The 25,211-nt window shown below is 65.3% G+C and carries 24 protein-coding genes; 11 read left to right on the forward strand and 13 right to left on the reverse strand.

Features of this window, described 5'->3' with window-relative positions; translation table 11 throughout:
- Window positions 1-127: 127 nt before the first annotated feature.
- The 3 genes from ATO9_RS06500 (at window position 128) to ATO9_RS06510 (ending at window position 1,849) form a co-directional block, all read left to right on the forward strand.
- On the forward strand, window positions 128-937 hold the full coding sequence (locus ATO9_RS06500) for a division plane positioning ATPase MipZ (RefSeq protein WP_043746958.1): 810 nt from the start codon (window positions 128-130) through the stop codon (window positions 935-937).
- A 109-nt stretch (window positions 938-1,046) separates the two neighbouring features.
- Entirely contained in the window at window positions 1,047-1,571 is a 525-nt protein-coding gene (locus ATO9_RS06505; RefSeq protein ID WP_043746962.1) for a DinB family protein, read from the forward strand.
- Window positions 1,568-1,849 (forward strand): hypothetical protein, encoded by a 282-nt coding sequence (locus ATO9_RS06510; protein WP_043746964.1) that lies wholly within the window; start codon window positions 1,568-1,570, stop codon window positions 1,847-1,849. Before ATO9_RS06505 ends, ATO9_RS06510 begins: the two co-directional genes overlap by 4 nt.
- Here ATO9_RS06510 and ATO9_RS06515 read toward each other — a convergent pair.
- The 10 genes from ATO9_RS06515 to ATO9_RS06555 form a co-directional block, all read right to left on the reverse strand.
- Window positions 1,846-2,598, reverse strand: coding sequence for an SDR family NAD(P)-dependent oxidoreductase (locus ATO9_RS06515; RefSeq protein ID WP_043746967.1), 753 nt, complete (start codon window positions 2,596-2,598; stop codon window positions 1,846-1,848). The genes ATO9_RS06510 and ATO9_RS06515 overlap by 4 nt on opposite strands.
- Before the next feature lie 144 nt (window positions 2,599-2,742).
- On the reverse strand, window positions 2,743-3,372 hold the full coding sequence (locus ATO9_RS06520) for a nucleoside/nucleotide kinase family protein (RefSeq protein ID WP_420329712.1): 630 nt from the start codon (window positions 3,370-3,372) through the stop codon (window positions 2,743-2,745).
- Entirely contained in the window at window positions 3,353-3,994 is a 642-nt protein-coding gene (locus tag ATO9_RS06525; RefSeq protein ID WP_043746971.1) for a DUF1523 family protein, read from the reverse strand. Before ATO9_RS06525 ends, ATO9_RS06520 begins: the two co-directional genes overlap by 20 nt.
- A 13-nt stretch (window positions 3,995-4,007) precedes the next feature.
- The gene (locus ATO9_RS06530; RefSeq protein ID WP_043746973.1) at window positions 4,008-4,280 is read right to left on the reverse strand and encodes a hypothetical protein; all 273 of its coding nucleotides are present in this window, start codon (window positions 4,278-4,280) and stop codon (window positions 4,008-4,010) included.
- Between the two features lie 3 nt (window positions 4,281-4,283).
- Window positions 4,284-5,660, reverse strand: coding sequence for a DUF6638 family protein (locus tag ATO9_RS06535; protein ID WP_043746977.1), 1,377 nt, complete (start codon window positions 5,658-5,660; stop codon window positions 4,284-4,286).
- Complete coding sequence (locus tag ATO9_RS23850; RefSeq protein ID WP_081979470.1) at window positions 5,661-6,350, reverse strand: DUF2971 domain-containing protein; 690 nt, start codon at window positions 6,348-6,350, stop codon at window positions 5,661-5,663.
- Entirely contained in the window at window positions 6,350-8,290 is a 1,941-nt protein-coding gene (locus tag ATO9_RS06540; protein ID WP_043746980.1) for an AAA family ATPase, read from the reverse strand. Before ATO9_RS06540 ends, ATO9_RS23850 begins: the two co-directional genes overlap by 1 nt.
- Window positions 8,291-8,386: 96 nt before the next feature.
- Entirely contained in the window at window positions 8,387-9,508 is a 1,122-nt protein-coding gene (locus ATO9_RS06545; protein WP_043746983.1) for a hypothetical protein, read from the reverse strand.
- A 181-nt stretch (window positions 9,509-9,689) separates the two neighbouring features.
- Window positions 9,690-10,766: a hypothetical protein gene (locus tag ATO9_RS06550; protein WP_043746985.1), complete on the reverse strand. Its 1,077-nt coding sequence runs from the start codon at window positions 10,764-10,766 to the stop codon at window positions 9,690-9,692.
- A 116-nt stretch (window positions 10,767-10,882) separates the two neighbouring features.
- Entirely contained in the window at window positions 10,883-11,338 is a 456-nt protein-coding gene (locus ATO9_RS06555) for a hypothetical protein (RefSeq protein WP_043746988.1), read from the reverse strand.
- Window positions 11,339-11,474: 136 nt separating this feature from the next.
- On the opposite strand from ATO9_RS06555, the gene ATO9_RS06560 reads away from it, so the two are divergent.
- Window positions 11,475-11,963 (forward strand): GNAT family N-acetyltransferase, encoded by a 489-nt coding sequence (locus tag ATO9_RS06560; protein ID WP_238318675.1) that lies wholly within the window; start codon window positions 11,475-11,477, stop codon window positions 11,961-11,963.
- Window positions 11,964-11,972: 9 nt separating this feature from the next.
- Here the strand turns inward: ATO9_RS06560 and ATO9_RS06565 are convergent, their stop codons facing one another.
- Window positions 11,973-13,184, reverse strand: coding sequence for an aminopeptidase P family protein (locus ATO9_RS06565; RefSeq protein ID WP_043746992.1), 1,212 nt, complete (start codon window positions 13,182-13,184; stop codon window positions 11,973-11,975).
- 218 nt (window positions 13,185-13,402) lie between these two features.
- On the opposite strand from ATO9_RS06565, the gene ATO9_RS06570 reads away from it, so the two are divergent.
- From ATO9_RS06570 to ATO9_RS06580, 3 genes are all read left to right on the forward strand, one after another.
- A complete protein-coding gene (locus ATO9_RS06570; RefSeq protein ID WP_043747404.1) occupies window positions 13,403-13,756 on the forward strand; it encodes a cupin domain-containing protein in 354 nt (117 codons plus the stop codon).
- Between the two features lie 141 nt (window positions 13,757-13,897).
- On the forward strand, window positions 13,898-14,887 hold the full coding sequence (locus ATO9_RS06575) for a P1 family peptidase (protein WP_043747405.1): 990 nt from the start codon (window positions 13,898-13,900) through the stop codon (window positions 14,885-14,887).
- A gap of 93 nt (window positions 14,888-14,980) precedes the next feature.
- The gene (locus tag ATO9_RS06580) at window positions 14,981-16,456 is read left to right on the forward strand and encodes an NAD-dependent succinate-semialdehyde dehydrogenase (protein WP_043746997.1); all 1,476 of its coding nucleotides are present in this window, start codon (window positions 14,981-14,983) and stop codon (window positions 16,454-16,456) included.
- A gap of 144 nt (window positions 16,457-16,600) precedes the next feature.
- On the opposite strand, the gene ATO9_RS06585 is transcribed toward ATO9_RS06580, so the two are convergent.
- The gene (locus ATO9_RS06585) at window positions 16,601-17,782 is read right to left on the reverse strand and encodes an MFS transporter (RefSeq protein ID WP_043747000.1); all 1,182 of its coding nucleotides are present in this window, start codon (window positions 17,780-17,782) and stop codon (window positions 16,601-16,603) included.
- Between the two features lie 353 nt (window positions 17,783-18,135).
- Window positions 18,136-19,221 (reverse strand): CaiB/BaiF CoA transferase family protein, encoded by a 1,086-nt coding sequence (locus ATO9_RS06590; RefSeq protein ID WP_043747003.1) that lies wholly within the window; start codon window positions 19,219-19,221, stop codon window positions 18,136-18,138.
- A gap of 173 nt (window positions 19,222-19,394) precedes the next feature.
- On the opposite strand from ATO9_RS06590, the gene ATO9_RS06595 reads away from it, so the two are divergent.
- From ATO9_RS06595 to ATO9_RS06605, 4 genes are all read left to right on the forward strand, one after another.
- The gene (locus tag ATO9_RS06595) at window positions 19,395-19,862 is read left to right on the forward strand and encodes a DUF1203 domain-containing protein (RefSeq protein WP_043747006.1); all 468 of its coding nucleotides are present in this window, start codon (window positions 19,395-19,397) and stop codon (window positions 19,860-19,862) included.
- A gap of 94 nt (window positions 19,863-19,956) precedes the next feature.
- Window positions 19,957-20,133: a zinc-finger domain-containing protein gene (locus tag ATO9_RS23855; protein ID WP_081979472.1), complete on the forward strand. Its 177-nt coding sequence runs from the start codon at window positions 19,957-19,959 to the stop codon at window positions 20,131-20,133.
- 172 nt (window positions 20,134-20,305) lie between these two features.
- Window positions 20,306-23,113, forward strand: coding sequence for a DNA polymerase I (gene polA / locus ATO9_RS06600; protein WP_043747008.1), 2,808 nt, complete (start codon window positions 20,306-20,308; stop codon window positions 23,111-23,113).
- Window positions 23,114-23,419: 306 nt separating this feature from the next.
- On the forward strand, window positions 23,420-25,174 hold the full coding sequence (locus ATO9_RS06605; protein WP_043747011.1) for a SulP family inorganic anion transporter: 1,755 nt from the start codon (window positions 23,420-23,422) through the stop codon (window positions 25,172-25,174).
- Window positions 25,175-25,211: the final 37 nt, after the last annotated feature.

Consider the following 25,211-nt stretch of genomic DNA (forward strand, 5'->3'; position numbering starts at 1 on the left):
GCAGAGAGTCCCCCGGGCAACAATTGCTGACGAAGCCGCCGCCTGCCCCTTCCCTCGCCGCGGCACGCAACATATAGTGTGCGCCAAGGCAATCCCGGCCGAGAACCGGGGCGAAAAGGACACGGGCATGGCGCATATCATCGTCGTTGGAAACGAAAAGGGCGGAGCGGGGAAATCCACCGTCTCGATGCATGTGGCCACCGCGCTCTCCCGGCTGGGCCACAAGGTCGCCACGCTGGACCTCGACCTGCGCCAGAAGACCCTGGGCCGCTACGTCGACAACCGCACCCGCTACCTCGCCAAGGAGGGGATCACCCTCCCCTCCCCCGACTATATCGACCTGCCCGATATCGACAAATCGACGATGCAACCGGGCGAGAACCCCTATGATCACCGCCTGTCGGCCGCCGTGTCGCAGCTGGAGGCCGAGGCCGAGTTCATCCTGATCGACTGCCCCGGGTCGCATACCCGCCTCAGCCAGGTGGCACATTCGCTGGCCGATACGCTGATTACCCCGCTGAATGACAGCTTCGTCGATTTCGACCTGCTGGCGCATATCGACAATGACGGCGAACGCATCCTCGGGCCCTCGGTCTATTCCGAAATGGTGTGGAATGCCCGCCAGTTGCGCGCGCAGGCCGGGCTGAAACCCATCGACTGGGTGGTGCTGCGCAACCGGCTCGGCGCCCAGCAGATGGTTAACAAGGCCAAGATGGAAAAGGCGCTTGAGCGTCTGTCCAAGCGTATTGGTTTCCGCGTCGTGCCGGGCTTCAACGAACGCGTCATCTTCCGCGAGTTGTTCCCGCGCGGCCTGACCCTGCTGGATCTCAAGGATGTGGGCGTGCAGCAGCTGAACATCTCCAACATCGCCGCCCGGCAGGAACTGCGTGATCTGATCAAATCGCTGAACCTGCCCGGCGTCACCGTCGATTTCTGACGCGCCCCGGGCAATTAGGGCCTGACAATCCGCTTCATCTTGCCGAAAATACTCCCGCCGGAGGCATCCGACCGCGCCACCAGTGCCGCCACCGGATCGGGAGAGAGAGATGACACCCTATCGCGAAATGGCCCTGAACAACGCCTGGGCCAATGCCACGCTCTACGCGGCCATGTCCCCGTTATCTCAAGCAGATTTCACCGCCCCGCGGCCCGGTTTCTTCCCCTCTCTCGCCGCCACGATGGATCACATCTACGCCGTCGACCTCTATTACATCGACGCGCTGGAACAGGGCGCATTGGGCCGTTCGGTCTATGACCGCGCGCCCGTCACCTCGGTGGCGGAGCTGGGCGGGCTGCAATCCCGGGCCGATCTCAGGCTGGCCCGGTTCTGCTCCGCCCTGACGCCCGACATTCTGGCGCGGCGGGTGCGCACCGAACGCGCCCACGACCCGGAGGTGACAGAGCGTACCGACATGCTCTTGCTGCATCTTTTCCAGCACCAGGTGCACCATCGCGGCCAGGCCCATGTGCAATTGCAGGATGCCGGGATCGCGCCGCCGCAGCTGGACGAATTCTTTCTCGACGACGACCGCGCCGCCACCGCGCGCCCCTATTGGCCGGAGCCCTCATGAGCCTTCTCGGTATCCTGTTCCTCATCCTCGAAGGCGGGCTCTTCCTCGCCTGGGCCTTCTTCATGTTCCGCACGCTCTTCCGCCTGAACCGCCATGCCACCGCGCAGCGGCAGGCGCGGGGCGGCAATCCGTTCATGGGTCTGGGCGAGACATTTTCGACCTTCGGCGCCTTTGCCAGAGGTCAGATTTTCCCCAGCGATCGCAAGCTGTTGGCGATCCTGACGCTCGCACTGTTCGCGATGATCGCCCTGCGCGTCATGCTGATCGGGGCGGCCTAGCTGCGCAGGGCGGGCAGGCCGACACCGGTGCTCTGGAACCCGCCATCGGCGGCGACGACCTGCCCGGTGACATAGCTGGCCTTGTCCGAACACAGGAAGACGATGACCTCTCCGATTTCCTGTTCCGAGCCATAGCGGTTCAGCGGGATCGCGTCGTGATAGGCGTCGATGATCTCCTGCGTGTGGACGGCCATGGCCAGCTTGGTGCGCACGGGGCCGGGGCAGACGCAATTGGCGCGCACGCCGAACTCGCCCCATTCCGCCGCCTGCTGCTGGGTCAGGTGGATGACCCCGGCCTTGGACGTGCCATAGGCCACCCGCAGCGTCGATGCCCGCAACCCAGAGATCGAGGCGATGTTCACCACGGCCCCCTGCGCCGCCTTCAGCGCCGGGGCAAGCGCCTGGGAACACAGGAAAACCCCGTCGAGGTTGGTGGACATGACCCGCCGCCACATGGCGAAATCACAATCGTCGATCGGACCGAAATCGGCGACCCCGGCATTGTTAACCAGCGCATCGACACGGCCCAGTTCGGCGACCGCATCCTCGGCCATTTTGGCCACATCATCGGGATCCGAGACATCGCAATGCAGCGCCACGACACCGTCGCGCTTGCCGGCTTCCTCGGCCAGGATATCGCTGTCGCGGTCGACCATGGCGACGCGGCGCCCCTCGGCCAGGAAAAGGTCGGTGGTGGCCAGCCCGATCCCGCGGGCGGCGCCGGTGACGATGGCGGTTTTCTGGGTCATGTCGTCCTCCTGTCCGGGGCAGGATTACGGAAAATTCCGGGGCCGACAATGGCCCCGCAACACCCACCGAACGCCACGTCGGTATCGCGTCGGTATCCTGTCGGTATTGCATCGGTGCCTGAACCGGCCCCGTCCGACCAGGGATCAGCCCTGCCGCAGCACCAGGTCGGGGGCGCGGCTGCCCTCGCGGATGCGCCGCCCGTTGGGCAGGTCCACGACATCCAGCTTGCGGGCGATCTGATCGGGGATCAGCTGGTAATGCTCCCACCGGGCGGTCAGGCGGCGGCGCAGCTCTGCCTCCGGCACGTCGATCATCACCGTCAGGTCGAAGAACGGGTCGAGCGCCGACCAGGGCGCTTCGTCCAGCAACAGGTAATTGCCTTCGACCAGGATCGGGCCATCGCCTGCCGGAATGATCCGGGCCGACCCGCGCGAGATCTCGAGGTCGCGGTCAAAGACAGGCACGGCGACCTTGGCCTCTCCGCCGCGCAGACGTTCCAGCACGGACCGCAGCCCGCCCACGTCGAACGAGTCCGGCGCGCCCTTGAAGGGCAGGCGGTCCCGCGCCCGCAAAACCGCGTCATCGTAGTGAAAGCCGTCCATCGGCAGGATCATCGCACCGGGCAGGTCCTGCGCCAGCGTCTCGACCAGGGTGGACTTGCCCGACCCGGGCGCCCCGGCAATGGCCACGAAGGCCCGCCCGGGCAGCGCCGCGATGCGGGCGGTCAGGCCGGCCGCATCGACGACGACCGGATCAGCGCCGCCAGCTGGCAAACCAGCGCGACAGCCGCCCGCGCTTGTCCCGCGCGCTGTCCGAGATCGAATCCCAGCTCTCGTCCACATCCTCGACCAGCGGGTCGATGCGGCGTTCGCGGAACCGGATCCAGCGCACCCGGATCGCCCAGCAGATCGCCGCGAAGACCAGCAGGATGAAGATGTTCAGCCAGGGGATGATGAACTGGTCGGGATCATCCACCAGCTTGACCGAGATCGCGTTCGGGAAGACCGTCCAGAATTCCACGCGCCAGCCGTAATGGGTGACCTTGACCCAGCGGGGATTGTCCGCGGTCGACCGCAGGTCCGACGCCTGGGTCTGCAGGTTCGAGGTATCGAACTTGAAATAGGGCGGCCAGCCCCAGCCCGTATCCTCGTTGCGATAGACCATCGGGTCGCCATCGCGCTGGATCGTCTGGATGAAGAACACGTCGCGATTGACCACGCCCGTGGCCGTGCCGGTGTCGGCCTGCGCCCAGAAGATCGAGTTCTCGCCGAAATCGACCCGCTTTTCGTAGGTGTCCGAGATCCGCACGATGTCGTGCTGCGGCAGCGTGTAGTGAAAGAACAGCACCACGACGACCCAGAAGATCGTCCAGAAGGCCCACTTGATATATTTCATGAAAACTGCCCCCTCAGGTGTAGTTCACGACGTAGATGATATAGGCGATGACCGCAATCGGGACGATGTAGACCAGCCCGATCAACTTGCGCCGGAAACTGTCGTCGTATTCCTCCAGCCCCTTGCGAATGAAGGCGTTCATGTCGTCGCCATGGTCCGGCCCGCCCTCGCGCCATTCGGCGATCAGCTTTTTCTTGCGCACCTGGCGCGACCAGATCGAGACCGAGGCATAGATCACCGTCAGCACGACGAAGAGGATCAGGAACAGACGGGCAAGTGCCAGCATGGATCAGGACCTTTCCTTCAGCACCGCGCCCCAGGGCCCGACCCGCGCGATCCGGTCGTCGCGGCGCGTCTCGCGGTCGGCGGCGGGCGGAGGTGGCGGCGGGGCCGGTTCCTCCATCGGGGCGTCATGCCCGAAGAGTGCCGCGCGGGTGCCGGCCTTGTCCACGGCATATTCCGTGGCCAGGAAATCGGCGACATAGCTTTTCTTGGTGTCGGACCACCCGGAATAGAGCCGGTAGAACAGCTGTTTGTGGCAGATGAACAGCTGCCGCACATCCTTGGGCGTCAGTTCCGCCAGCAGCATGTTCACCAGGTCCGCATCGGCGTGATTGGCGGCGCGCAGGGTGTAGAAATAGGCCGGGTGATCGCTGGTGATGCGCGGCCAGGCCCCGCCATCCTCGGCCCAGGCCAGCAGGTTGCGCAGGGCGTGGTATTCCTCGGGCAGGTCATCGGCATGGGCGCGGGCCAGCCGCCGGATGTCCCGCCGCGTCGCGCCGGTCAGGTCCATCCCGCTGTCCTGCGCCGCATCCACGACGATGAAATCCATCTTCTGCCGCAGGATCGCGCCGGCATCGATGCCGCGCGCCTTCACGATCGGTTCGACCAGCCCGTTCTGGTCCAGGAATTGCGCGATCCGGTTGCGATCCGACAGGTCGATGACCTGCTCGAAGGCCGCTTTCACCCCGTCCCGATCCGCCGTCAGCACCGCCGGATGGTCGACCCCGCGGAACAGGTACGTCCCCCCGAAATGATCGGTCCAGAAATTGTCCTGGTCGAAGCGCATCTTCTTGAGCCGCACCGGGTTGCGCGTCACGTCCCCCGTCGTCTTCGCGACCGAGATCATCTGCGCGATCAGCACGTCGTCGAACCAGCCGTCCTCCTCCTGCAGGAAGCGGTCGCTGAGCTGCCCCAGCTTTTCCGCGTCGCGGACCAGCCCGGTGGTGGTGTCGGCCTCGATCTCGATATGGCGGATGTCATTCAGGCGGGCGGGGTTCGAGACGGAGAAGACGGAATTCACCAGCTCTCCCGCCACCGCATCGCGGGCCGTCAGCGCGAAAAGCTGCGCCTCGTTCTCCTCGATGAACCGCTTGAGGATCGACCGCGAGGTCGAGAAATGCGCCTCCAACAGCGGCGCGGATTTCTGCGCCGTGGTCAGCAGGATGAACTGCCGGTTGCAGCCGTTTTCATTCAGGTAGAGCCGGTCGTCCAACTCGTCCGCGACCTCGGGCGAATAGCCCGAGATGTCGATGTGGAAGTCGGTCAGTTCGGTCTGTTTCCCAGTCAGATGCCTGAGCGCACGGTTATACCGTTCGACCAGCGCGGGGCTGTCGACCGGGACGAGGTTGCCGAACATGAGGCCGAGGCGGATGAGGCGGTTCATTTACGGCTTCCAATATTTCTTTTGTCTTTGTTCTACCACTCGAAAGCGAGTGAACGCCAACCGACTTTGAAAATAGTTCAGCACCCGCCCACCAAAAGCATCAACAAACTCCTTTTTTCCAGATTCGGGACTGTATCCATTAATTACACCTACCAAACGAATTTCGTCCGACATCTTTAAAAACCTACCATCAGCACCGTTTTTCTCAGTTCGTGACAGATCAACCAAGAATCGATACTCCCTTTCATATGACCAACTCGAAAATTTCTGCGAGCAAAATTTCCTTAGCTTCGGCAAGTCACTTTCATCTGGGTAATTGAAGTCTTCGGGCGCTGGCTCACGCTGACTTAGATACTTCACTTTTGAAACGCAGTCTTGAGAGACTGAAAAAACAAGACAAGCTCCAGCGCCCCTTTTCCCATAATGCCCCCACATCAAGGGGTTCCTCCAATTGGAACTCATGCATATCAGCCCAAATTTCTCGGCGATCCGGCTCCTCCAGGCCCTGTTATCTTCTCGTTTCTTAGGAGTTGAGATATTCAATGCGGTCAACTCGAAACCATCGTTACAACTAGCAAAATCAGAAACCCTAACCCGCTCATTATAAATATTGCTCAATGCATGGGTCGCCGAAGTGAAATAAAAAAGTGTGTGCCTACCTTTTTCCGACTTCAACCATTCCTGACTCATCACCCCTTCCCCTCCAGATACCGTTTCTTCGCCTCTTCTTGGCGTCCAAAGTCGCGCACCATGGCCTCGATGGCCACCTCGTCGGACTTATCCGCATACCGGAACTCAGAATCCGCGTAGCGGTTGATCTCCTGTATCACCATGTCGACCGTGATCGGCTGGCGCAGGTCGGCGATCATCGCCTTCTTCTCGTCGTAGGATTTGAAGAGAAACAGATCCGGCTGCTCCATCCATTCGTCGGGCAGTTCGAAATCCATCGCGCGGACCTTCACCGCGTCGGTGATGTTCTTGATCGCGCGACCGGTGAATCGGGGATCGGCCTCCTGGATCGCCTTCAGATAGGTCCCCAGCTTGGCGATGGTGTCGAGCGCGCCGATCCGGTCCGCGACACGGTCATAGACCTCGACCAACCCGGCCTCTTTCGGGCTTTCATGCGCCTCGAAGGATGCGGCCACCGCGCGCTTGATCTCCTGCGCGGCGTAAAGCTCGTGATCGCCCAGCGGCACGTCATGGTTCCGACCCATCAGCAGGGCCAGGATGTCGATGTAATCCTCGCGCGTCTGCGGCCCGTCGACCAGGAACCGCGCGCCCGCCCGCTGGCGCAGGGCGTCGTCGACATTCTCGGGAAAGTTCGAAAACATCCCGAAGGTGCAATTGCCGCGCACGACGGTGTTGGCGCCGGCAAAGGCCTCCATGAAGACGGCGGTGACCTCCTGCTGCCCGGCCGAGGACTGACGGTCGCCCCGCTTGCCCGCGATCTGGTCGATATCGTCGATCGTGCCGAAGCCGATCACCGACGGGTCCAGCACGGTCTGAACGAAGGCCTTGGCGTTCTGGCCCGACTTGCCCTGGTAGCTGTCGATATTGTCGATGCCGAAATTCTGGTACCGGAACGGGTAGCCCGCGACCTGGCAGTATTCGTTCACCAGCCCGGCCATCATCTGGATCAGGGTGGTCTTGCCGGTGCCCGGCGCGCCGTCGCCCATGAAGGTGAAGATGAAGCCGCCCAGTTCTGCAAAGGGGTTCAGGCGACGGTCGAAATCATAGGCCATCAGCATCTTGGCCAGCTTCATCGCCTGGTACTTGGCGATGTGGTTGCCGACGACCTCGTTCGGCTTCTTGAACTGCATGGTCAGGGTGCCGCCCCCGGCCTTGCGCGCGGGCGTGAAGCCCTGGATCGTCAGGTCATCCGCCTCGACCCGCCACGACGCAGAGGCAAAAGGCGTGGTGCGGGCCATGCCCTCGGCTCGGCGGGCGGCCTTTTCCATCAGCAGCTCGGCAAAGGCGATGATCGTGGGGACCAGCTTTTCCTCGTCGCCCGTGGCGCGGGCGGTCAGGTCCCGCTCCAGCTGCCAAAGCACGCCATGCAGGGCCAGCTGCGCGTTGTCGGTCAGGAACTCCTCGACATCGCCCAGCTCGACACTGGCCTCGCCCTGGTGATCGGCCAGCAGCCAGGACAGCGCGTTGGCAAAGGCGTGCAGGACGATCAGCGCCTCGGCGGTCAGCAATTCGCCGAAATCCGTCTTGCGGTCGGGCGGCAGCGCCCCCTGCAGGTTCTTGCGCTTCAGATCGGCCAGCCCCGTCGCCTCGCCATACCCCTCGCCAAGCGCCAGCGCGATGGCCAGCGCCCGGCGCAGCGCCTGCAACACGGCGGCCTGGCGCGTCGACATCAGCGGATCGTCATCGTCGCAGGCGGCCACGGCCTCGATCAGGTGCACGCCCTCGGGCCGTTCGGTCCGCCGCGTCACCAGCCCCGGCGTGGTCGACCGGAACCGCCGCCGCGACCCGATCCCGGGCGAACGCTCCGGCGCCGGCGCGCCCCCGTCGCCCGAGGCGATCCGCGGCGCATGGTCAAACCCGTCCAGCATGGCCAGAGCGGCCTCGTAATGCGTCGCGATCTCCTCCTCGCGCAGCTCCATCTGGTCACCGGTCACGCTCATGGGCCCAATTCCCCTCTCTCGCAGGCGCGCCGGTGAAATGGGGCGCGATCCCCTGCTTCATCTTGCCAAAAATACTCAACGACACTGCCCTCACCATCAGCGATAGCTCAGGACCTTGCCGGACCGTCCCACCACGAATTTGCGGATCCCCGCAAAGCCCGGCGGTTTGCGTTCCGCCAGCACCTGGTAAGGCCGTTCGGGCAGGATCAGCGCGCGGTTCTGTTCCGTCGCGCCGGTCTCGTTCCCGCCCGAGAGCGGGTCGATGCTGAAAATCTCGCGCTCGTTGGTGCCGAACCACCCGGCGCGTTCGGTCCGCACCCGTTCCGACACCAGCACCTCGTCGGTCCAGGCCAGTGCCCAATCCTCGCCCTCGCGCGATCCGGCATGGGCCAGCACGTCGCGGATCGGGCCGGTCTGTTCGGTATAAGCGTGGGAATACATCGGGCCGACATGGAACCGGCGCAGGCGCTTGGGGTGCAGCTCGTCGAAATCCTCGTCAAAGCCCTTGGCGATGGTCAGCAGTTTCAGCCCGCCCAGCGATTGCGCCATCAGGTGGGCCTGCACCTCGGGCCAGCGACGTTCGTCCCGCGGCAGGGCCGTGGGATCGGTATCCTCGACCTCCATCAGGTAGATCACGGGCAGGTTCAGCTGGCTGTCATAGACCGACCAGTGCAGCATGTAGCTGCGCCGCCGGTCGCCCAGGTCGCCCAGCCAGACGGCCTCCGGATCGTTGCGGGCCCAGAACAGCGCGCCGCGCGACAATTCCTCGTAATAGAGCCGTTGCGACAGGGCGAATTGCAGCTTCGTCGGGATTTCCAGATCGCCGATGATCTTGGCCAGCATGTCGCGCTTCAGCTCGGCCTCGGAGGGCATTTCGCGCAGGTGGCGGGCGGCCTGCTGCGCGTCGTTGGCCATCACCATCAGCTCCTGAGCCGTGGGAAAGCCGCTGTCGCGGTTGTCGATGGTCAGCGAGCCGAAGAACCGCCCCGTATCGCGCCCCGTCAGCAGGTATTTCATGCTGAGCGCGCGGAAGGTGAAGGTCAGCGCGGTCAGGTGCCGGGTCAGCACGTCGGATTCGCGGCGCGACAGGCTGCCCTCGACCTCCATCACGCCCGCGACGCGGCCGAGATGGGACATGATCCCCTCGAATTTCCGGAAATAGCGCCGGGCCTCGTAGGTGTCTGACAGACCGACGTGATCGTGGGCGGGGTCAGCCATGGCGGAAGTCCCTCGGCCAGACATCGAGGTCCGGGACGCGCAGCGGGCCGGAGATCCTGAACAGCCGATTGTTGGCAGGTGTGCGTATCATCACAGTTCGGTCCAATCGCAGTTCGGGCAGCGCCGGGCCTCTCGCGGTTGCCGTGCAACCGCTGCCGGCCGCAGATTGCTCGGCAACCTGCTACTGCCCGTAAAGGTTCTTGTCGTGCTTCTCGACGATCTTCTGGAACCGCCGGGCAAAGCGTTCGTCGGCCTTGGCCTTCTGTTCCAGCACCTCGCGGGCAAAGACCATGTGATCCTCGTGCGCTTCCAGCATGTCGGCCATCCGGGCATTGGTCGCCGCCCCGATCTGGGCCATGGCCTGCTGGGCCTGTTTGTCCGTCTGGGTCCCGATCTCGTTGATCTTGTGCGCCACGTCCTGCTGCTGCGCGGTCTTCAGCGACTTGGTCAGCGCATCGTACAGCACCACCCGCTGCTGGGTGTCGGTCTTCAGCTTGTTGATCAGCACCATCTGCGTCGCCGCCTGGTTCTGCAGCGAGTCGACCCAGGATTTGCCCTTCTCGATATAGCGCTCCAGCGTCTGGGACTTGGCAAGCTTGACCTGCTCGTCCTGGACCATGGCGTTGTATTCCTTGTTCAGGTCCGCCAGTTCGGTTTCCAGCTTGGTGCGCGCTGCGGCGTCCTGTTCGACGGCGATCTTGTTCTCAAGCTCGATGATCTTGGGATCCATGGCGAGGATCTTGGCCCGCACGTCCTCAAGCTCCTGAACGGTCATCTCGCGTTCGTCCAGCGTGCCGGTCAGGTTGGTTTCCACCTTTTCCTTCTGGTCGTTCAGCACCGCCAGCTGGCCTTCCAGCAGCTTGGTGATGACGTCGGACTTGGCGATCAGATCCTGCAGCTTGTCGTCGATGGACGCGGTGCGGATACGTTCCTGCCGCATCGAATCCGCCTTGGCGGAGGCAAAGATGCCGACAAAGCTTTCCCAGCCCGTCTTGGACCGCATTTCGTCGAAATCCTTGGAAAACGCGGCGGTGACATCGTCGAGGCCCATGATCAGCTCGGCGATATTGGCGTTCATCACCTCGGTATGCTGATGCACGTCCTGCAGCGTGGCGTTTTCGATATCGACGCTGATATCTTCGCCCGAGGCCATTTTCTGGCGGGCCATCTCGATCCGGCTGGTCAGCTCCGCGATCTTGCTTTGCGCGGCGGCGACCTGCTCCTGGCTTTCCTGAACCTGGCTGGCGAAATCGGACATTCCAAACTCCGTGGTGCGAATGATGTTGGCAATATATGGGGGCACTTAACGTCATTTTGAACGGTTCGTCACCGTGAAAAGGATCGTCATGCAGCGGCATTTCATGCCCCTTTGGCCTACTCGGCCGGGAACATCGCCTTCAGCCTGGCGATGTCGAGGCCCTGCAAGACCTCGCGGATCACGGCACGCTCAGCCCCCTCGGCTTCGATCAGCAGCTTGCCGAATTGCGCGGTCAGGCTGTCGCGCCCGGCGAAATAGCCCTGTCCGTTGATCTCTTCCGTGCCATAGAGCAACGAACCCAGCCCGATGGCAGAGGGCGCGGCGGCCAGCAGGCTGTTCCCGGTCAGCAGGGTCAGCGCAACGGTGCCGTCGGGGCCGATATAGCGCGCCTCGACCTCCACATCGTCGCCGAAGGTGGCCCGCGATCCCGACCGGTCCCCGGCGATCTCGCGCACATAGCCGGGCGGCGCGGGCGGCAGCGTGGCGGCCATGGCGTCCCACATGTCATCCTCCTCGCCCGCATGCAGGGCGGGCGCCAGAAGCATCAGGAAGAGGACGGCAGACCGGATCATGGCAGGATCATATCACGGGCACGGCGTCCGACCAGCCTGACGCCATGGCCCCGCACGTCTGGTCCGGTCGGTCTGGCCTCTCGAACGTCGGAGCGATAGCCTGCGCCCTGCCATGACGACAAGGACCGCCCCGCCGATGCAAGACACCGATACCCTGACGATGCGCCCGGCGCAGCCTGACGATATCGCCGCGATTGCCGGGCTGTGGCATGCTGGCTGGATGGATGGCCACGCCGCCCGCGCCCCGGCCGCGTTGATGGCGCAGCGCGACCCCGAAAGCTTTCGCATCCGCACCGAACGCTGGATCGCGGATTTCCGGCTGATGGAGAGCGACGGCCAGCTGATCGGCTTTCACCTGTGCAAGGGCGACGAGGTGAACCAGTTCTACCTCGACGCCGCCGCGCGGGGCAGCGGCGCGGCGATGCGCCTGATGCAGGATGCCGAGGATCACCAGCGCGCACGCGGCCACGGCACGATCTGGCTGGCCTGCGCCATCGGCAACGACCGCGCCCGGCGGTTCTACGAAAAGGCCGGGTGGCGCTATGCCGGCGAGGAAACCCACGAGATGGAGACGGCAACCGCCCCCATCCCGTTGACCATCTGGCGGATGGAAAAGACGCTCTAGCCGCGCCTGTCAGCCGATCACGTTATGGTCGGGGCCATAGGGGAAACCGGTCAGGTTCTCGTTGCCGTCCTCGGTGATCAGCAGGATGTCGTGTTCGCGGTAGCCGCCCGCGCCCGGCATGCCCCGCGGCAGGGTCAGCATCGGTTCCATCGACACGACCATGCCGGGTTCCAGCACGGTGTCGATATCCTCGCGCAGCTCCAGCCCGGCCTCGCGCCCGTAATAATGCGACAGCACGCCGAAGGAATGGCCGTAGCCGAAGGTGCGGTATTGCAGCAGGTCTCGGTCAGCGAACAGTTCGTTGATCTGCGCGGTCACCGCGGCGCAGGACATGCCCGGTTTCAGCAGGGAAATCCCCAGTTCATGCGCGGCGACATTGGCCTCCCAGATGGCGCGCGAGGCCGCGTCGACCTCGCCCAGGAACAGGGTGCGTTCCAGCGCCGTGTAATAGCCCGAGATCATCGGGAAGGTGTTCAGCGACAGGATATCGCCATGCTCCAATGCGCGGGAGGTGACGGGGTTATGCGCCCCGTCGGTGTTCAGCCCCGACTGGAACCAGACCCAGGTGTCGCGATATTCGGCATCGGGATGCGCCTCGGCGATGGCCAGTTCCATCGCGTCGCGGCCGGCCATGGCGATGTCGATCTCGCGCGCGCCGGGGCGGATCGCGTCGCGGATGGCGAAGCCGCCGATATCGGCGATGCGGGCCCCGTCGCGGATCAGCGCGATCTCGGCCGGGCTCTTGTGCATGCGCTGTTCCATGGTCTGCGCGGCAATGTCGACCTGGGCCAGCGGTTGCAGGAAATCCTCGAGCTTTTCGCGCTGCGTGACGGTCAGGTGGTCGCCCTCGTAGCCGATGACGCGGTTTTCGCCGGCCACATGGGCCACCGCGCGCCAGAAATTGTCCCGCGCCCAGTCGGTATAGGTGATGCTGTCGCCATGGCTGCGCCGCCAGGGCTGGCCCGCATCGATGCCCGCGCTGATCGTGACGCAATCGGTGTCGGTCACGACAAGGCCGTAGGGCCGCCCGAAGGCGCAATATAGGAAGCCCGAATAATAGGCGATGTTGTGCATCGAGGTCAGAACGGCGGCCTGCACGTTCTGCGCCTCCATGATCCGACGCAGGCCGCGCAGGCGGGCCTCGTACTCGATCTCGGCAAAGGGAAGCGGGGCCTTGTCGCCGTTATGCACACGGTGAAAGGCGGGACGGATATCGCTCATGGGATGTCTCCAGACATGCCCCGGCGTTCAGGGCAGGCAAGGGGAAGAACGGGTCAGGAGATCGGGCGACGCCATCGCCCGGACCACACCCGCTGCTAGCACGGGATGCAGGCCCTGTCCTGCGAAAACTGTCCTGCGGAAATTGCATCTTGTCACCCGGCCGCCGGAGGGAAAAGGTGGCGCTGCGCAACCAATTTGCAGGTCAGATCATGAGCAAGCTGAAATCGGTGAACCTCCAGGAAAAACTGTCGATGTTCACCAGCCACTGGGATCCGCACGTGATCGCCCAGTACAACGGCAACGACATCATGGTGGTGAAGTTCAAGGGCGAGTTCGACTTTCACCACCACGACGACACCGATGATTTCTTCCTTGTCCTCGCGGGCACGGTCGAGATCGACGGCGAGGATGGCGACACCGTCGTGCTGAAACCCGGAGAGCTGTGTGTCGTGCCCAAGGGGATGGAACACCGCCCCCGTGCCGCCGACGAGGCGATGGTCCTGCTGATCGAGCCGGAGGGCCTGCCCAATACCGGCGATCCCAAGACGGCCGCCGCCAAGCCGCATATCTGACAGCGCCCGCGGCTGCCGTGGAAAGGGGCGCTGCCCCTTGCCGCCAAAGCTGCGCTTTGACAGCAACCCCGGAGTATTTCCGGCAAGATGAAGCAGGGGATCGCGCCGCACCGGGCGCGCCCCGCAGCCAAGGAGGTCGCGATGGAGACCGGAGCGAGAAACCTGATCACCGACGTGGCGGGCCTGCGGGTCGGCCAGGCGCAGGACGATCACGTCAAGACCGGGGTCAGCGTGCTGCTGGGCGACGCGCCCTTCACCGCCGGGGTCCATGTCATGGGCGGCGCGCCGGGCACGCGGGAAACCGACCTTCTGGCCCCCGACAAGACCGTGGAGCAGGTCGATGCGCTGGTCCTCTCGGGCGGGTCGGCCTTCGGGCTGGACGCGGCCTCGGGCGTGGCGGACGGGCTGCGCGCACAGGGGCGCGGCTTTGCCGTGGGCGGCCAAGTGGTGCCGATCGTGCCGGGGGCGATTCTGTTCGACCTGGTGAATGGCGGCGACAAGGACTGGGCGGAGAACCCCTACAAGGCCCTGGGCCGGGCGGCGCTGGCGGCGGCGGGCGAGGAGTTCGCGCTTGGCACCGCGGGGGCGGGCACCGGCGCGACCACCGCGCAGTTGAAGGGCGGGCTGGGCTCGGCCTCGGTCGTGCTGCCTTCGGGGCATGTGGTGGGCGCACTGGTGGCGGTGAATGCGCTTGGATCGGCCATCGTCGGTGACGGGCCGGAATTCTGGGCCGCGCCCTGGGAAACGGGCGAGGAGTTCGGCGGCTGTGGCGTGGCGCAGGCCTGGCCCGACCCGCATCTGCCGGTGACCAAGCTGTCGGCCCATGCCAACACGACGATCGGCATCGTCGCCACCGACGCGACGCTCACCCAGGCGCAATGCACCCGCATGGCGACCGCCGCGCATGACGGCTATGCGCGGGCGCTCGTGCCCTCCCATACGCCGATGGATGGCGACCTGATCTTTGCCGCCGCGACCGGGGCCAAGCCCCTGACCAACCCGGTGGCCGAGACGCTGATGCTGGGCCATGCCGCCGCGATCTGCATGGCGCGGGCCATCGCGCGGGGCGTACATGCCGCAAGCGAAGCCCCCGGCGATCCCTTCCCGACATGGGCGTCGCGGTTCGGCTGAGACCGGGTATGGCTTTGGTGATGGCTCTGGACAGCGGACGGACTAAGTGATCCAACAAAGCCCAATTACCGCCCGTCATCCGGAGGACATACCATGCTGGACCAAACAACCGATCTGAAATCCCTGCTCAAGGACCCCTCGCTTCTGGTCGAGGCGGCCTACCTCGCCGGCGAATGGGTCGAAGGGGACGAAGGCACCTTCGACGTGGTCAACCCGGCCCGCGGCGACGTGATCGCCCGCGTCGCCGACCTGAGCCGCGCGCAAATCTCCCATGCCATCGACAAGGCCTACGAGGCGCAGAAGGACTGGGCCAGCTGGACCGGCAAGGAACGCGCCCAGGTGCTGCGCAAGTGGTTCGACCTGATGATGGAGAACCAGGACGACCTGGGCACCATCCTGACCGCCGAACAGGGCAAGCCGCTGGCCGAGGCCAAGGGCGAGATCGCCTATGGCGCGTCCTTCATCGAGTTCTTCGCCGAGGAGGCCAAGCGCGTCTATGGCGAGATGATCCCCGGCCACCAGCGCGACAAGCGCATCATGGTCATCAAGCAGCCGATCGGGGTCGCGGCCTCGATCACGCCGTGGAACTTCCCCAATGCGATGATCACCCGCAAGGCCGGCCCGGCGCTGGCCGCGGGCTGTTCCTTCGTCGGCCGGCCGGCCAAAGAAACCCCGCTGTCGGCGCTGGTCATGGGCGTTCTGGCGGAACGCGCGGGCATTCCGAAGGGCGTGTTCTCCATCGTGACCTCGTCGCGGTCCTCGGAGGCGGGCAAGGAATTCTGCGAGAACCCGAAGGTGCGCAAGCTGACCTTCACCGGCTCGACCGAGGTTGGGCGCATCCTGCTGCGCCAGGCCGCCGACCAGGTCATGAAATGTTCGATGGAGCTGGGCGGCAACGCCCCCTTCATCGTCTTCGACGACGCCGATCTGGATGCCGCCGTCGAGGGCGCGATCATGTGCAAGTTCCGCAATAACGGCCAGACCTGCGTCTGCGCCAACCGGATCTACGTACAGGCCGGGGTCTATGACGCCTTCGCCGAGAAGCTGAAGCAGAAGGTCAGCGAGATGAAGGTCGGCGACGGGCTGGAGGACGGTGTCCAGCTGGGCCCGCTCATCAACCCCGAAGCCAAGGACAAGGTGAAGGAACACCTGGACGACGCGACCTCCAAGGGGGCGCTGGTGTTTTACGGCGGCGAGCTGGGCGAGGACGGGTCGAATTTCTGCCCGCCGACCATCGTCACCGGCGTGACCCAGGAAATGCAGGTCGCCACGGACGAGACCTTCGGCCCGCTGGCGCCGCTGTTCAAGTTCGACGACGTGGATGACGTGATCGCCATGGCAAACGACACGATCTTCGGCCTGGCCTCGTATTTCTACGCCAAGGATCTGAGCCGGGTCTACAAGGTGGCCGAAGCGCTGGAATACGGGATCGTCGGGGTGAATACCGGCATCATCTCGACCGAGGTGGCACCGTTCGGCGGCGTGAAGCAATCGGGCCTGGGCCGCGAGGGCAGCCATCACGGGATCGAGGATTACCTCGAGATGAAATATGTCTGCATGAGCGTCTGATTGGCGTAATCCAGCGGAGCGCGCTGAGCGCGCGTTCCATTTCCTGGAAAGGGGGGCTCTGCCCCCCTTTGCCATGCCCGGGGCATGGCACCCCCCGGGATATTTCCCGGCCAGATGAAAGAGGGGCGTGGGTTCGGGGGCGGATCAGGCGCGCCGGGTCCGGCGGCGGGCTCTGCGGCGGGCGGCCTCAAGGTGCACGGCGGCGCATCCCAGATAGGCGAGGCCCGCGAAGATCAGCGCCCCGGTGAAGCCCCAGGGCGCGGTCATGGCCAGCAGCACCGGCGTGCCCAGCAGGTTGCCAAGGTTGCCCATCTGCGCCAGCGCGCCATTGGCCAGCGCCTGGTCCCCGGCCTCGGGGTTGAGCTGGGGGATCGCGGTGAAGCTGGCCCCCTGCACCAGCCCCAGCGACCCGAAAAGCGCCACGGGCGGCCAGAACGCGCCCGGCAGGAGCGCCATGGCCAGCACCGATGCCCCCGCCAGCGCCAGGCCGATCAGCACGATCTGCACCGCTGGCATGTAGCGCAGCAATTGCGCGCCCAGGCTGAGCGAGACGAAGATGCCGGCGATCGGCATCCAGAAGGTCAGGGCGGTGCGGTGCGCCTCGGGCAGGTAGGGGGGCAGCACCGTCAGCAGGGCGACGAAGGTCAGCGTGTAGAAGAACCAGCCCAGGGCGGGGGCCGCGATGTAGGGCGAGGCGTAGATGCGCGGGTGATCGGCCAGCAGGCGACGCAGCCCCGGCAGCGGAGTGTCCGAGCGCGGCACGGCGCCCGCCGGCAGCGCCCGGGCCAATGCGGCGGCCAGCGCCAGCATCGCCACCGCGTGGGCCACGAAGATCGGCGCCGGGCCGTGCGCCTCGGCCAGCGGGGTGGCGAGCCAGGCCACCAGCGCGAAGGTCACGCCGAAATAGCTGCCCCAGAGCGTCATCGTATAGGGCCGGTGCCGCGCCGCGCTGAACTGCGCGATCAGCGTCGGGATCGCGACGACGAGAGAGATATGGCTGACGCCTTCGACCGCGCGGCTGGCCAGCATCAGCGGCAGGGGCGGGATCAGCGCCTGCAAGAGGCTCATCACGGCCCCTAGGATCAGCCCGCCGATCACCACCCGGCGAAACCCCGTACGCGCCACGATCATCCCCGCGATCAGCCCGGTCAGCACACCCGTCAGGCTGAGGATCGAGACGAGGAAGCCCAGCGACGCCCCGGCCTGCGGATAGGCGGCCTGCACCGCGGGGAAGATGACCGACACCTTGGCGAACTGCCCCGCCGCGCACATGCCCGCCAGCAGCAGCAGGGCGATCAGCCCGAAAGGGGTGGTGGTGCGGTCCATGGATGCTCAGTGGCGGATTGCCGGGGGCCGCGCAAGATGGCTTTGGGCAGAGGCGGGTCTGCCGGACTGAATCAGAGCCTAAACAAGGGGAATATTGGTCACACCGGTGTGCAGGGGGCGATCAGCGGCGGGATCTTGTGATGAAATGCGGTGCCGAGTAGCGCTGTAAGGGTGATGAACCGATGCAGATTCAGTCTCTAAACAAGGCGAATTGAGGCTTTTTGCCCCGGATGTTTCCAACACCGCATCAGACGCGGCGGCACCCGCACGGGCCGTACGCCACCGCCATAACCGCGCGCAACGGGACCAGTGGGTGCGCGGCCCCCAATGGCCCCTTTGGCACGGCAGATGGATCACAGGCCCAGCTCTGCCCGGATCGCTGCGCTGTCGGCCCCGCGTTCCGCCGGGCGGGCGGGCGCCGCGGGGGTCGCGCCGTCGAAGCGGGGGGCGGCGGCGGCCTGAAGGTCCTCGCCCTCGCCATGCCAGATGCCGCGCGCCGCGATATGCGGGTCGGCGACCGATTGCACAGGCGGCAGCACGGGCGCGACGCAGGCATCCAGTCCGTCGAACAAAGCGGCCCAATGGTCGCGCGGTTCGGTGGCAAAGATTGCCTCCAGCCGGGCCGACAGGTCGGGCCACAGCGCCTTGTCGTTCTGGCGCAGGAAATCGGGATCCTCGGACAGGCCAAGACGGTCCAGGAAGATCGCGTAGAACTTGGCCTCCAGCGCCTGCACGGCGATGAAACCGCCATCGGCACAGCGATAGCTGCGCGACCAATGCGGCCCGTCCAGGCGGCTCTGCCCGCGTTCTGTGACGGTGCCGCCGACGCTGGCCATGGACATCAGCAGGTTCATCATGTGGGCCGAACCGTCGACGATCGCCGCGTCCACGACGCTGCCCTGCCCCGTTTCCTTCGCGCGCATCAGCGCCGTCAGCATACCGATCACGAGGTAGAGCGCCCCGCCCCCGATATCGCCCACCAGCGTGGCCGGGGTCATCGGCGGCTGACCGGGCAGCGACGCGTACCACAAGGCGCCGGACAGCCCGATATAGTTCAGGTCATGGCCCGCCAGTTTCGCCCTGGGCCCGGTCTGGCCCCAGCCGGTCATGCGGCCATAGACCAGGCGGGGATTGGCGGCCCGCATCTCCTCGGGGCCCAGGCCCAGCCGTTCCATCACCCCCGGGCGCATCCCCTCGATCAGCCCGTCGGCGCTGGCGATCAGCTTTTTCGCGACCTCCAGGTCGGCGGGATCCTTCAGGTCCAGCGTGATCGAGCGCTTGCCGCGATCCAGCGGGTTGGCGGATTGGGCCGCGCGGGCTTCGGGCGCATCCTTGCGGTGGATGGTGATGACCTCGGCCCCGAGATCGGCCAGCGTCATGGCCGCGAACGGGCCGGGGCCGATCCCCTCGATCTCGATGATCCGCACGGATTGCAGCATGTAAGTCTCCTCTGGTCTTGCGGTCCGGTTCACGCCGGATGGCTTGCCGGCCGATTAGGGAACATTGCGCCGGGGGACGCAACCGCCTGCAATGCGCAAGCTTCGGGTCGCGGGCCGGGGGCGGCGCGGCGCAGGGTGACGGGCAGACCCCCAGCCCGAAAAGGACCCAGGCCATGCCCCACACGATCCGCCCCCTGCCCAGCGACAAGGTCGCCGCCTGGCGCAACGGCGCCCCCGACGATTACGGCCTGCCGCCCGAACTTGCCGTGTCGGACGGCGATGGCACGCCCTGCCGCCATTGCCTGCGGAACGTGCCGAAGGGTGCGGGGATGCTGATCCTCGCCCTGCGCCCCTTCACCACGCTGCATCCCTATGCCGAGGCGGGGCCGATCTTCCTCTGCGACGACGAGTGCGCGCCATGGCAGGGCGTCGGGATGCCGCCAATCCTGACGCAAAGCCCGACCTACCTGGTCAAGGGCTACCTCGCCAGCGAGCGAATCGCCTACGGCACCGGCGACGTGGTGCCCGCCGCAGAGGTCCCCGCCCGGATCGACGCGATCCTGGCCCGCGGGGACATCGCCTTTGTCGATATCCGCTCGGCTCGGAACAATTGCTTCCAGGCCCGCGCCTACACGGCCTGAGCGCTTTAGGATGATCCCGTTCAAGGGCTTGCCCGGACCCGGCCTTTCCCCCATATTGCGGCGCAGCACGAATGCCAGCCAGAGGAATGCGCCAATGACGATTGAGGCCCCCGAAACCAAGGTCGTGGAATCCCGCAAGGTGGCCTGCGATGGCGGCGAAGGCGCGCTTGGCCATCCCCGCGTCTGGCTGTTCATCCCCGAAGAGACGAACTTTGTCGAATGCGGCTATTGCGACGCCAAATTCGTGCTGAAAGGCCATGAGGGCGCCTGACGCCCTCTGCACCCCCCCTGACAATCCGATCCCCAGGCCCGGCCGATGGCACCGGGCCGTGACCCATGTCCGCGCCTGATGCGCCACGTCCCTGCCGCCCGGAAAAGGCGGCTGGCAGCAGCCCCCGGAACGTGGCAAGACTCCGGCGACGGATCACGCGCGGAGGCCCAGAATGACCCAGCAATTCGGCAAAGGTTGCCACCTGCACCTGATCGACGGATCGGCCTTCATCTTCCGCGCCTATCACGCGCTGCCGCCGCTGACCCGCAAATCCGACGGCCTGCCCATCGGCGCCGTCAGCGGGTTCTGCAACATGCTGCACCGCTATGTCGAAGGGAATACCGGCCCCGATGCGCCGACCCATGTCGCGGTGATCTTCGACAAGGGCAGCCACACGTTCCGCAACGACCTCTATGACCTCTACAAGGCCAACCGTGAGGCGATGCCCGAAGACCTGCGCCCGCAGATCCCCCTGACCCGCCGCGCGACCGAGGCGTTCAACATCGCCTGCAAGGAGCTTGAGGGCTACGAGGCCGACGACATCATCGCCACCCTGTCCTGCCAGGCCCGCGACGCCGGCGGCCGCGTGACGATCATCAGCTCGGACAAGGACCTGATGCAGCTGGTCGGCGGCGGGGTCGAAATGCTGGACGCGATGAAGAACACCCGCATCGACGTCGAGGGTGTCGAGGCCAAGTTCGGCGTCGGCCCCGACCGCGTGGTCGACGTGCAGGCCCTGGCCGGCGACAGCGTCGACAACGTCCCCGGCGCGCCCGGCATCGGCATCAAGACCGCCGCGCTTCTGATCAACGAATACGGCTCGCTCGAGGACCTTCTCGACCGCGCCGAAGAGATCAAGCAGCCCAAGCGCCGCCAGACCCTGATCGAGAACCGCGAACAGATCGAGCTGTCCAAGAAGCTGGTGCAGCTGGATTGCGAAACGCCGCTCGATTTCACGCTCGACGATCTCGAGGTGAAGGACCCCGATACCGAGACCCTGCTGGGCTTCCTCAACGAGATGGAGTTCCGCACCCTCACCAAGCGCATCGCCGACCAGATGGGCGTCGAACCGCCCGCGCCGCCGGAAACCGAAACACTCGGTGGTGGCGACGCCCCCGAACAGGTCGAGATGCCCGAGATCGACCCCGACAGCTATGAAACCGTGACCACGGCGGACCAGCTTCAGACCTGGATCGACCGCATCTACGAACGCGGCTACGTTGCCATCGACTCCGAAACCACCGGCCTCGACGAAATGCAGGTGGACCTGGTGGGCATCTGCATCGCCACCGATCCCGGCCAGGCCTGCTACGTGCCGCTGACCCACAAGGCGGCCGAGGGCGACGGGCTCTTCGCGACCGAGGACCTGGCCGAGGGCCAGATGCCCCTGAACGAGGCGCTCGACCTGCTGAAACCGGTGCTGGAGGATGACGCGATCCTCAAGATCGGTCAGAACATGAAATACGACGCCAAGATCCTGAAACGCTACGGGATCTCGGTCGCGCCGATCGACGACACCATGCTGATGAGCTACGCGCTGAACGCGGGCCTGCACACCCATGGCATGGACACGCTGTCCGACCGCTACCTCGGCCACCAGCCCATCCCGATCAAGGAGCTGCTGGGCTCCGGCAAGTCGATGATTACCTTCGACAAAGTGCCCGTCGACAAGGCCACCCGCTATGCCGCCGAGGATGCCGATATCACCCTGCGCCTCTGGCAGACCCTGAAACCGCAGCTGCACGTCAAGAAGGTCACCACCGTCTACGAGACGCTGGAACGCCCGCTGTCGCCCGTGCTCGCGCAGATGGAAATGCACGGCATCAAGGTCGACCGCGATACCCTGTCGCGCATGTCCAACGCCTTTGCCCAGAAGATGGCCGGGCTCGAGGCCGAGATCCACGAACTGGCCGGGGAGACGTTCAATGTCGGCTCGCCCAAGCAGCTGGGCGAGATCCTGTTCGATAAGATGGGACTCGAGGGTGGCAAGAAGGGCAAGACCGGCGCCTATGCCACCGGCGCCGACGTGCTGGAAGACCTGGCCACCGAACATGACCTGCCCGCCCGCGTGCTGGATTGGCGGCAGCTGTCCAAGCTCAAGTCGACCTATACCGACAGCCTGCAGGAACATATACACCCCGGAACCGGCCGGGTGCATACCTCCTACGTGCAGACGGGGGCCAATACCGGCCGCCTCGCCTCCACCGATCCGAACCTTCAGAACATCCCCGTCCGGTCCGAGGAAGGGCGCCGCATCCGCGAGGCCTTTATCGCCGAGGAGGGCAAGCTGCTTCTCTCGCTCGACTATTCCCAGATCGAACTGCGCATCCTCGCCCATATCGCCGACATCCCCCAGCTGAAGGAGGCCTTCGCCGAAGGTCAGGACATTCACGCCGCCACCGCGTCGGAAATGTTCGGCGTGCCGCTGGATGAAATGACGCCCGAGGTCCGCCGCCAGGCCAAGGCGATCAATTTCGGGGTGATCTACGGGATTTCCGGCTTCGGGCTGGCCCGCAACCTGCGCATTCCGCGCGGCGAGGCGCAGGGCTTCATCGACCGCTATTTCGAACGCTTCCCCGGCATCAAGGATTACATGAATTCGACCACCGAATTCGGCAAGGCGAACGGCTATGTCGCCACGCTGTTCGGGCGGCGCATCCATACCCCCGACATCGCCGCCAAGGGGCCGCGCTCCGGCTTTGCCCGCCGCGCCGCGATCAACGCGCCGATCCAGGGCACGGCCGCCGACATCATCCGCCGCGCGATGATCCGGATGCCCGAGGCGATCGAGGGGCTGCCCGCCAAGATGCTGCTCCAGGTCCATGACGAACTGATCTTCGAGGTCGACGAATCCGCCGTCGAGGACGTCACCGCCGCCGCGCGCAAGGTGATGGAATCCGCCGCCGCCCCCGCCGTTAAGATCGACGTCCCACTGGTCGTCGATGCCGGTCACGGCAAGAACTGGGCCGAGGCCCACTAAGCCCCCCACCGCAAGTTTCGTGGCGCGCCCCGCCTTTCGCGGGGGGCGTTGCCCTGCGCGCGTGCTGCGGCCGCTGCGTTAAGCCCAGTGCCCTGCCCCGTCGCGCCACCGACGCGATACCGACGCAGCACCGACGTGATACCGACGTCCCGTCCGGGCCGTTAACCGGTTCACGCAACACCGCGTGGTATGAGGGCTGACCGACAGAGATCACGGGGCTGAGAACCGGGGCCCGAAACGAGGGGTTGAAAAACATATTCTAATTCTTTTATATGTTCTGCACCCACCCAGTCGAAAGTTGATTCCGTGACACGTCCTGCCCTCACCCTCCGCTCCCTTTCCCGCTATTTCCCGATCCTCGACTGGGGCAAGACCTACGACAAGACGACGCTGACGTCGGACCTCGTGGCGGCGCTGATCGTCACGATCATGCTTATTCCTCAATCACTTGCCTATGCGCTTCTGGCGGGCCTCCCGGCGGAAATGGGGCTGTATGCCTCGATCCTGCCGCTGGTGGCCTATGCCATCTTCGGCACGTCGCGGGCATTGGCCGTGGGGCCGGTCGCGGTGGTGTCGCTGATGACGGCAGCGGCGGCGGGCAACCTCGCGGCGCAGGGCACGCCGGAATACATCGCGGCGGCCATCACCCTGGCCTTCCTGTCGGGTCTGATGCTGCTGGCGCTTGGCTTCTTCCGCCTTGGATTCCTTGCAAATTTCCTGTCCCACCCGGTCATCGCGGGCTTCATCACCGCCTCCGGTCTGCTGATCGCGACGTCGCAGCTGAAGCACATCTTCGGGGTCTCCGCCCATGGCCATAACCTGCTGGATTTGCTGGGATCCCTGGCCACTCACCTGCCCGACACCAACCTGATCACGCTGGTCATCGGGCTCGCCTCGCTCGCCTTCCTGTTCTGGGTGCGCAAGGGGCTGAAACCACTGCTGCTTTCCGCAGGGCTGGGCCAGCGGTCCGCCGACCTTCTGGCCAAGGCCGGCCCGATCATGGCGGTCGCCGTGTCGATCCTCGCGGTCTGGGGCCTGAACCTTCAGGACCGCGGCGTCGCCATCGTCGGTGACGTGCCGACCGGCCTGCCGCCCCTGTCGCTCCCCTCCTTCTCGATGGAACTCTGGGGTCAGCTCTTCCTGTCCGCCCTGCTGATCTCGATCATCGGTTTCGTCGAATCCGTCTCCGTGGCGCAGACGCTGGCCGCGCGGAAACGTCAGAGAATTGCACCGGATCAAGAGCTTATCGGCCTCGGCGCATCGAACGTCGCCGCCGCGTTTTCGGGCGGGTACCCGGTCACCGGGGGCTTCGCGCGCTCTGTCGTGAACTTCGATGCGGGCGCCGAAACACCCGCCGCCGGGGCCTTCACGGCCATCGGGATCGGTCTGGCCGCGTTGCTTCTGACGCCACTTCTGTTCTTCCTCCCCAAGGCGGTTCTGGCCGCGACGATCATCGTCGCCGTGCTCAGCCTGGTCGATTTCTCGATCCTGCGCCGGTCCTGGGATTACTCGCGCGTCGATTTCGCTGCCGTGTCCGCGACGATCCTGCTGACACTGACGCTGGGCGTTGAAATCGGCGTCTCGGCCGGGGTCGGCATCTCGATTTTGCTGTTTCTTTACAAGACGTCGCGCCCCCATGTGGCCGAGGTCGGGCTGGTCCCCGGCACCCAGCATTTCCGCAACATCAACCGCCACAATGTCGAAACCCACCCCGAGCTGATCACGATCCGCATCGACGAAAGCCTCTATTTCGCCAACGCGGCCTTCTTGCAGGACCTCGTCTATGACCGCGTCGTCTGCGACCAGCCTCTGGAGCATGTGGTGCTGATGTGTTCGGCGGTGAACGAGATCGACCTGTCGGCGCTGGAAACCCTCGAGGCGATCAACACCCGCCTGTCGGAAATGGGCATCAAGCTGCACCTGAGCGAGGTGAAGGGCCCGGTCATGGACCGCCTGAAACGGTCGCATTTCCTGGACGAACTCAGCGGTCAGGTCTTCCTGTCGCAATACGACGCCCACCGGACCCTGACCGGTCGCCCCCACGCGACCGCCGCGAAATAAGGGCCGATTGACCATCCGTCCCGCGCCGCCTATCCCG

The organism is Pseudooceanicola atlanticus, from assembly GCF_000768315.1.
Lineage (GTDB): Bacteria > Pseudomonadota > Alphaproteobacteria > Rhodobacterales > Rhodobacteraceae > Pseudooceanicola > Pseudooceanicola atlanticus.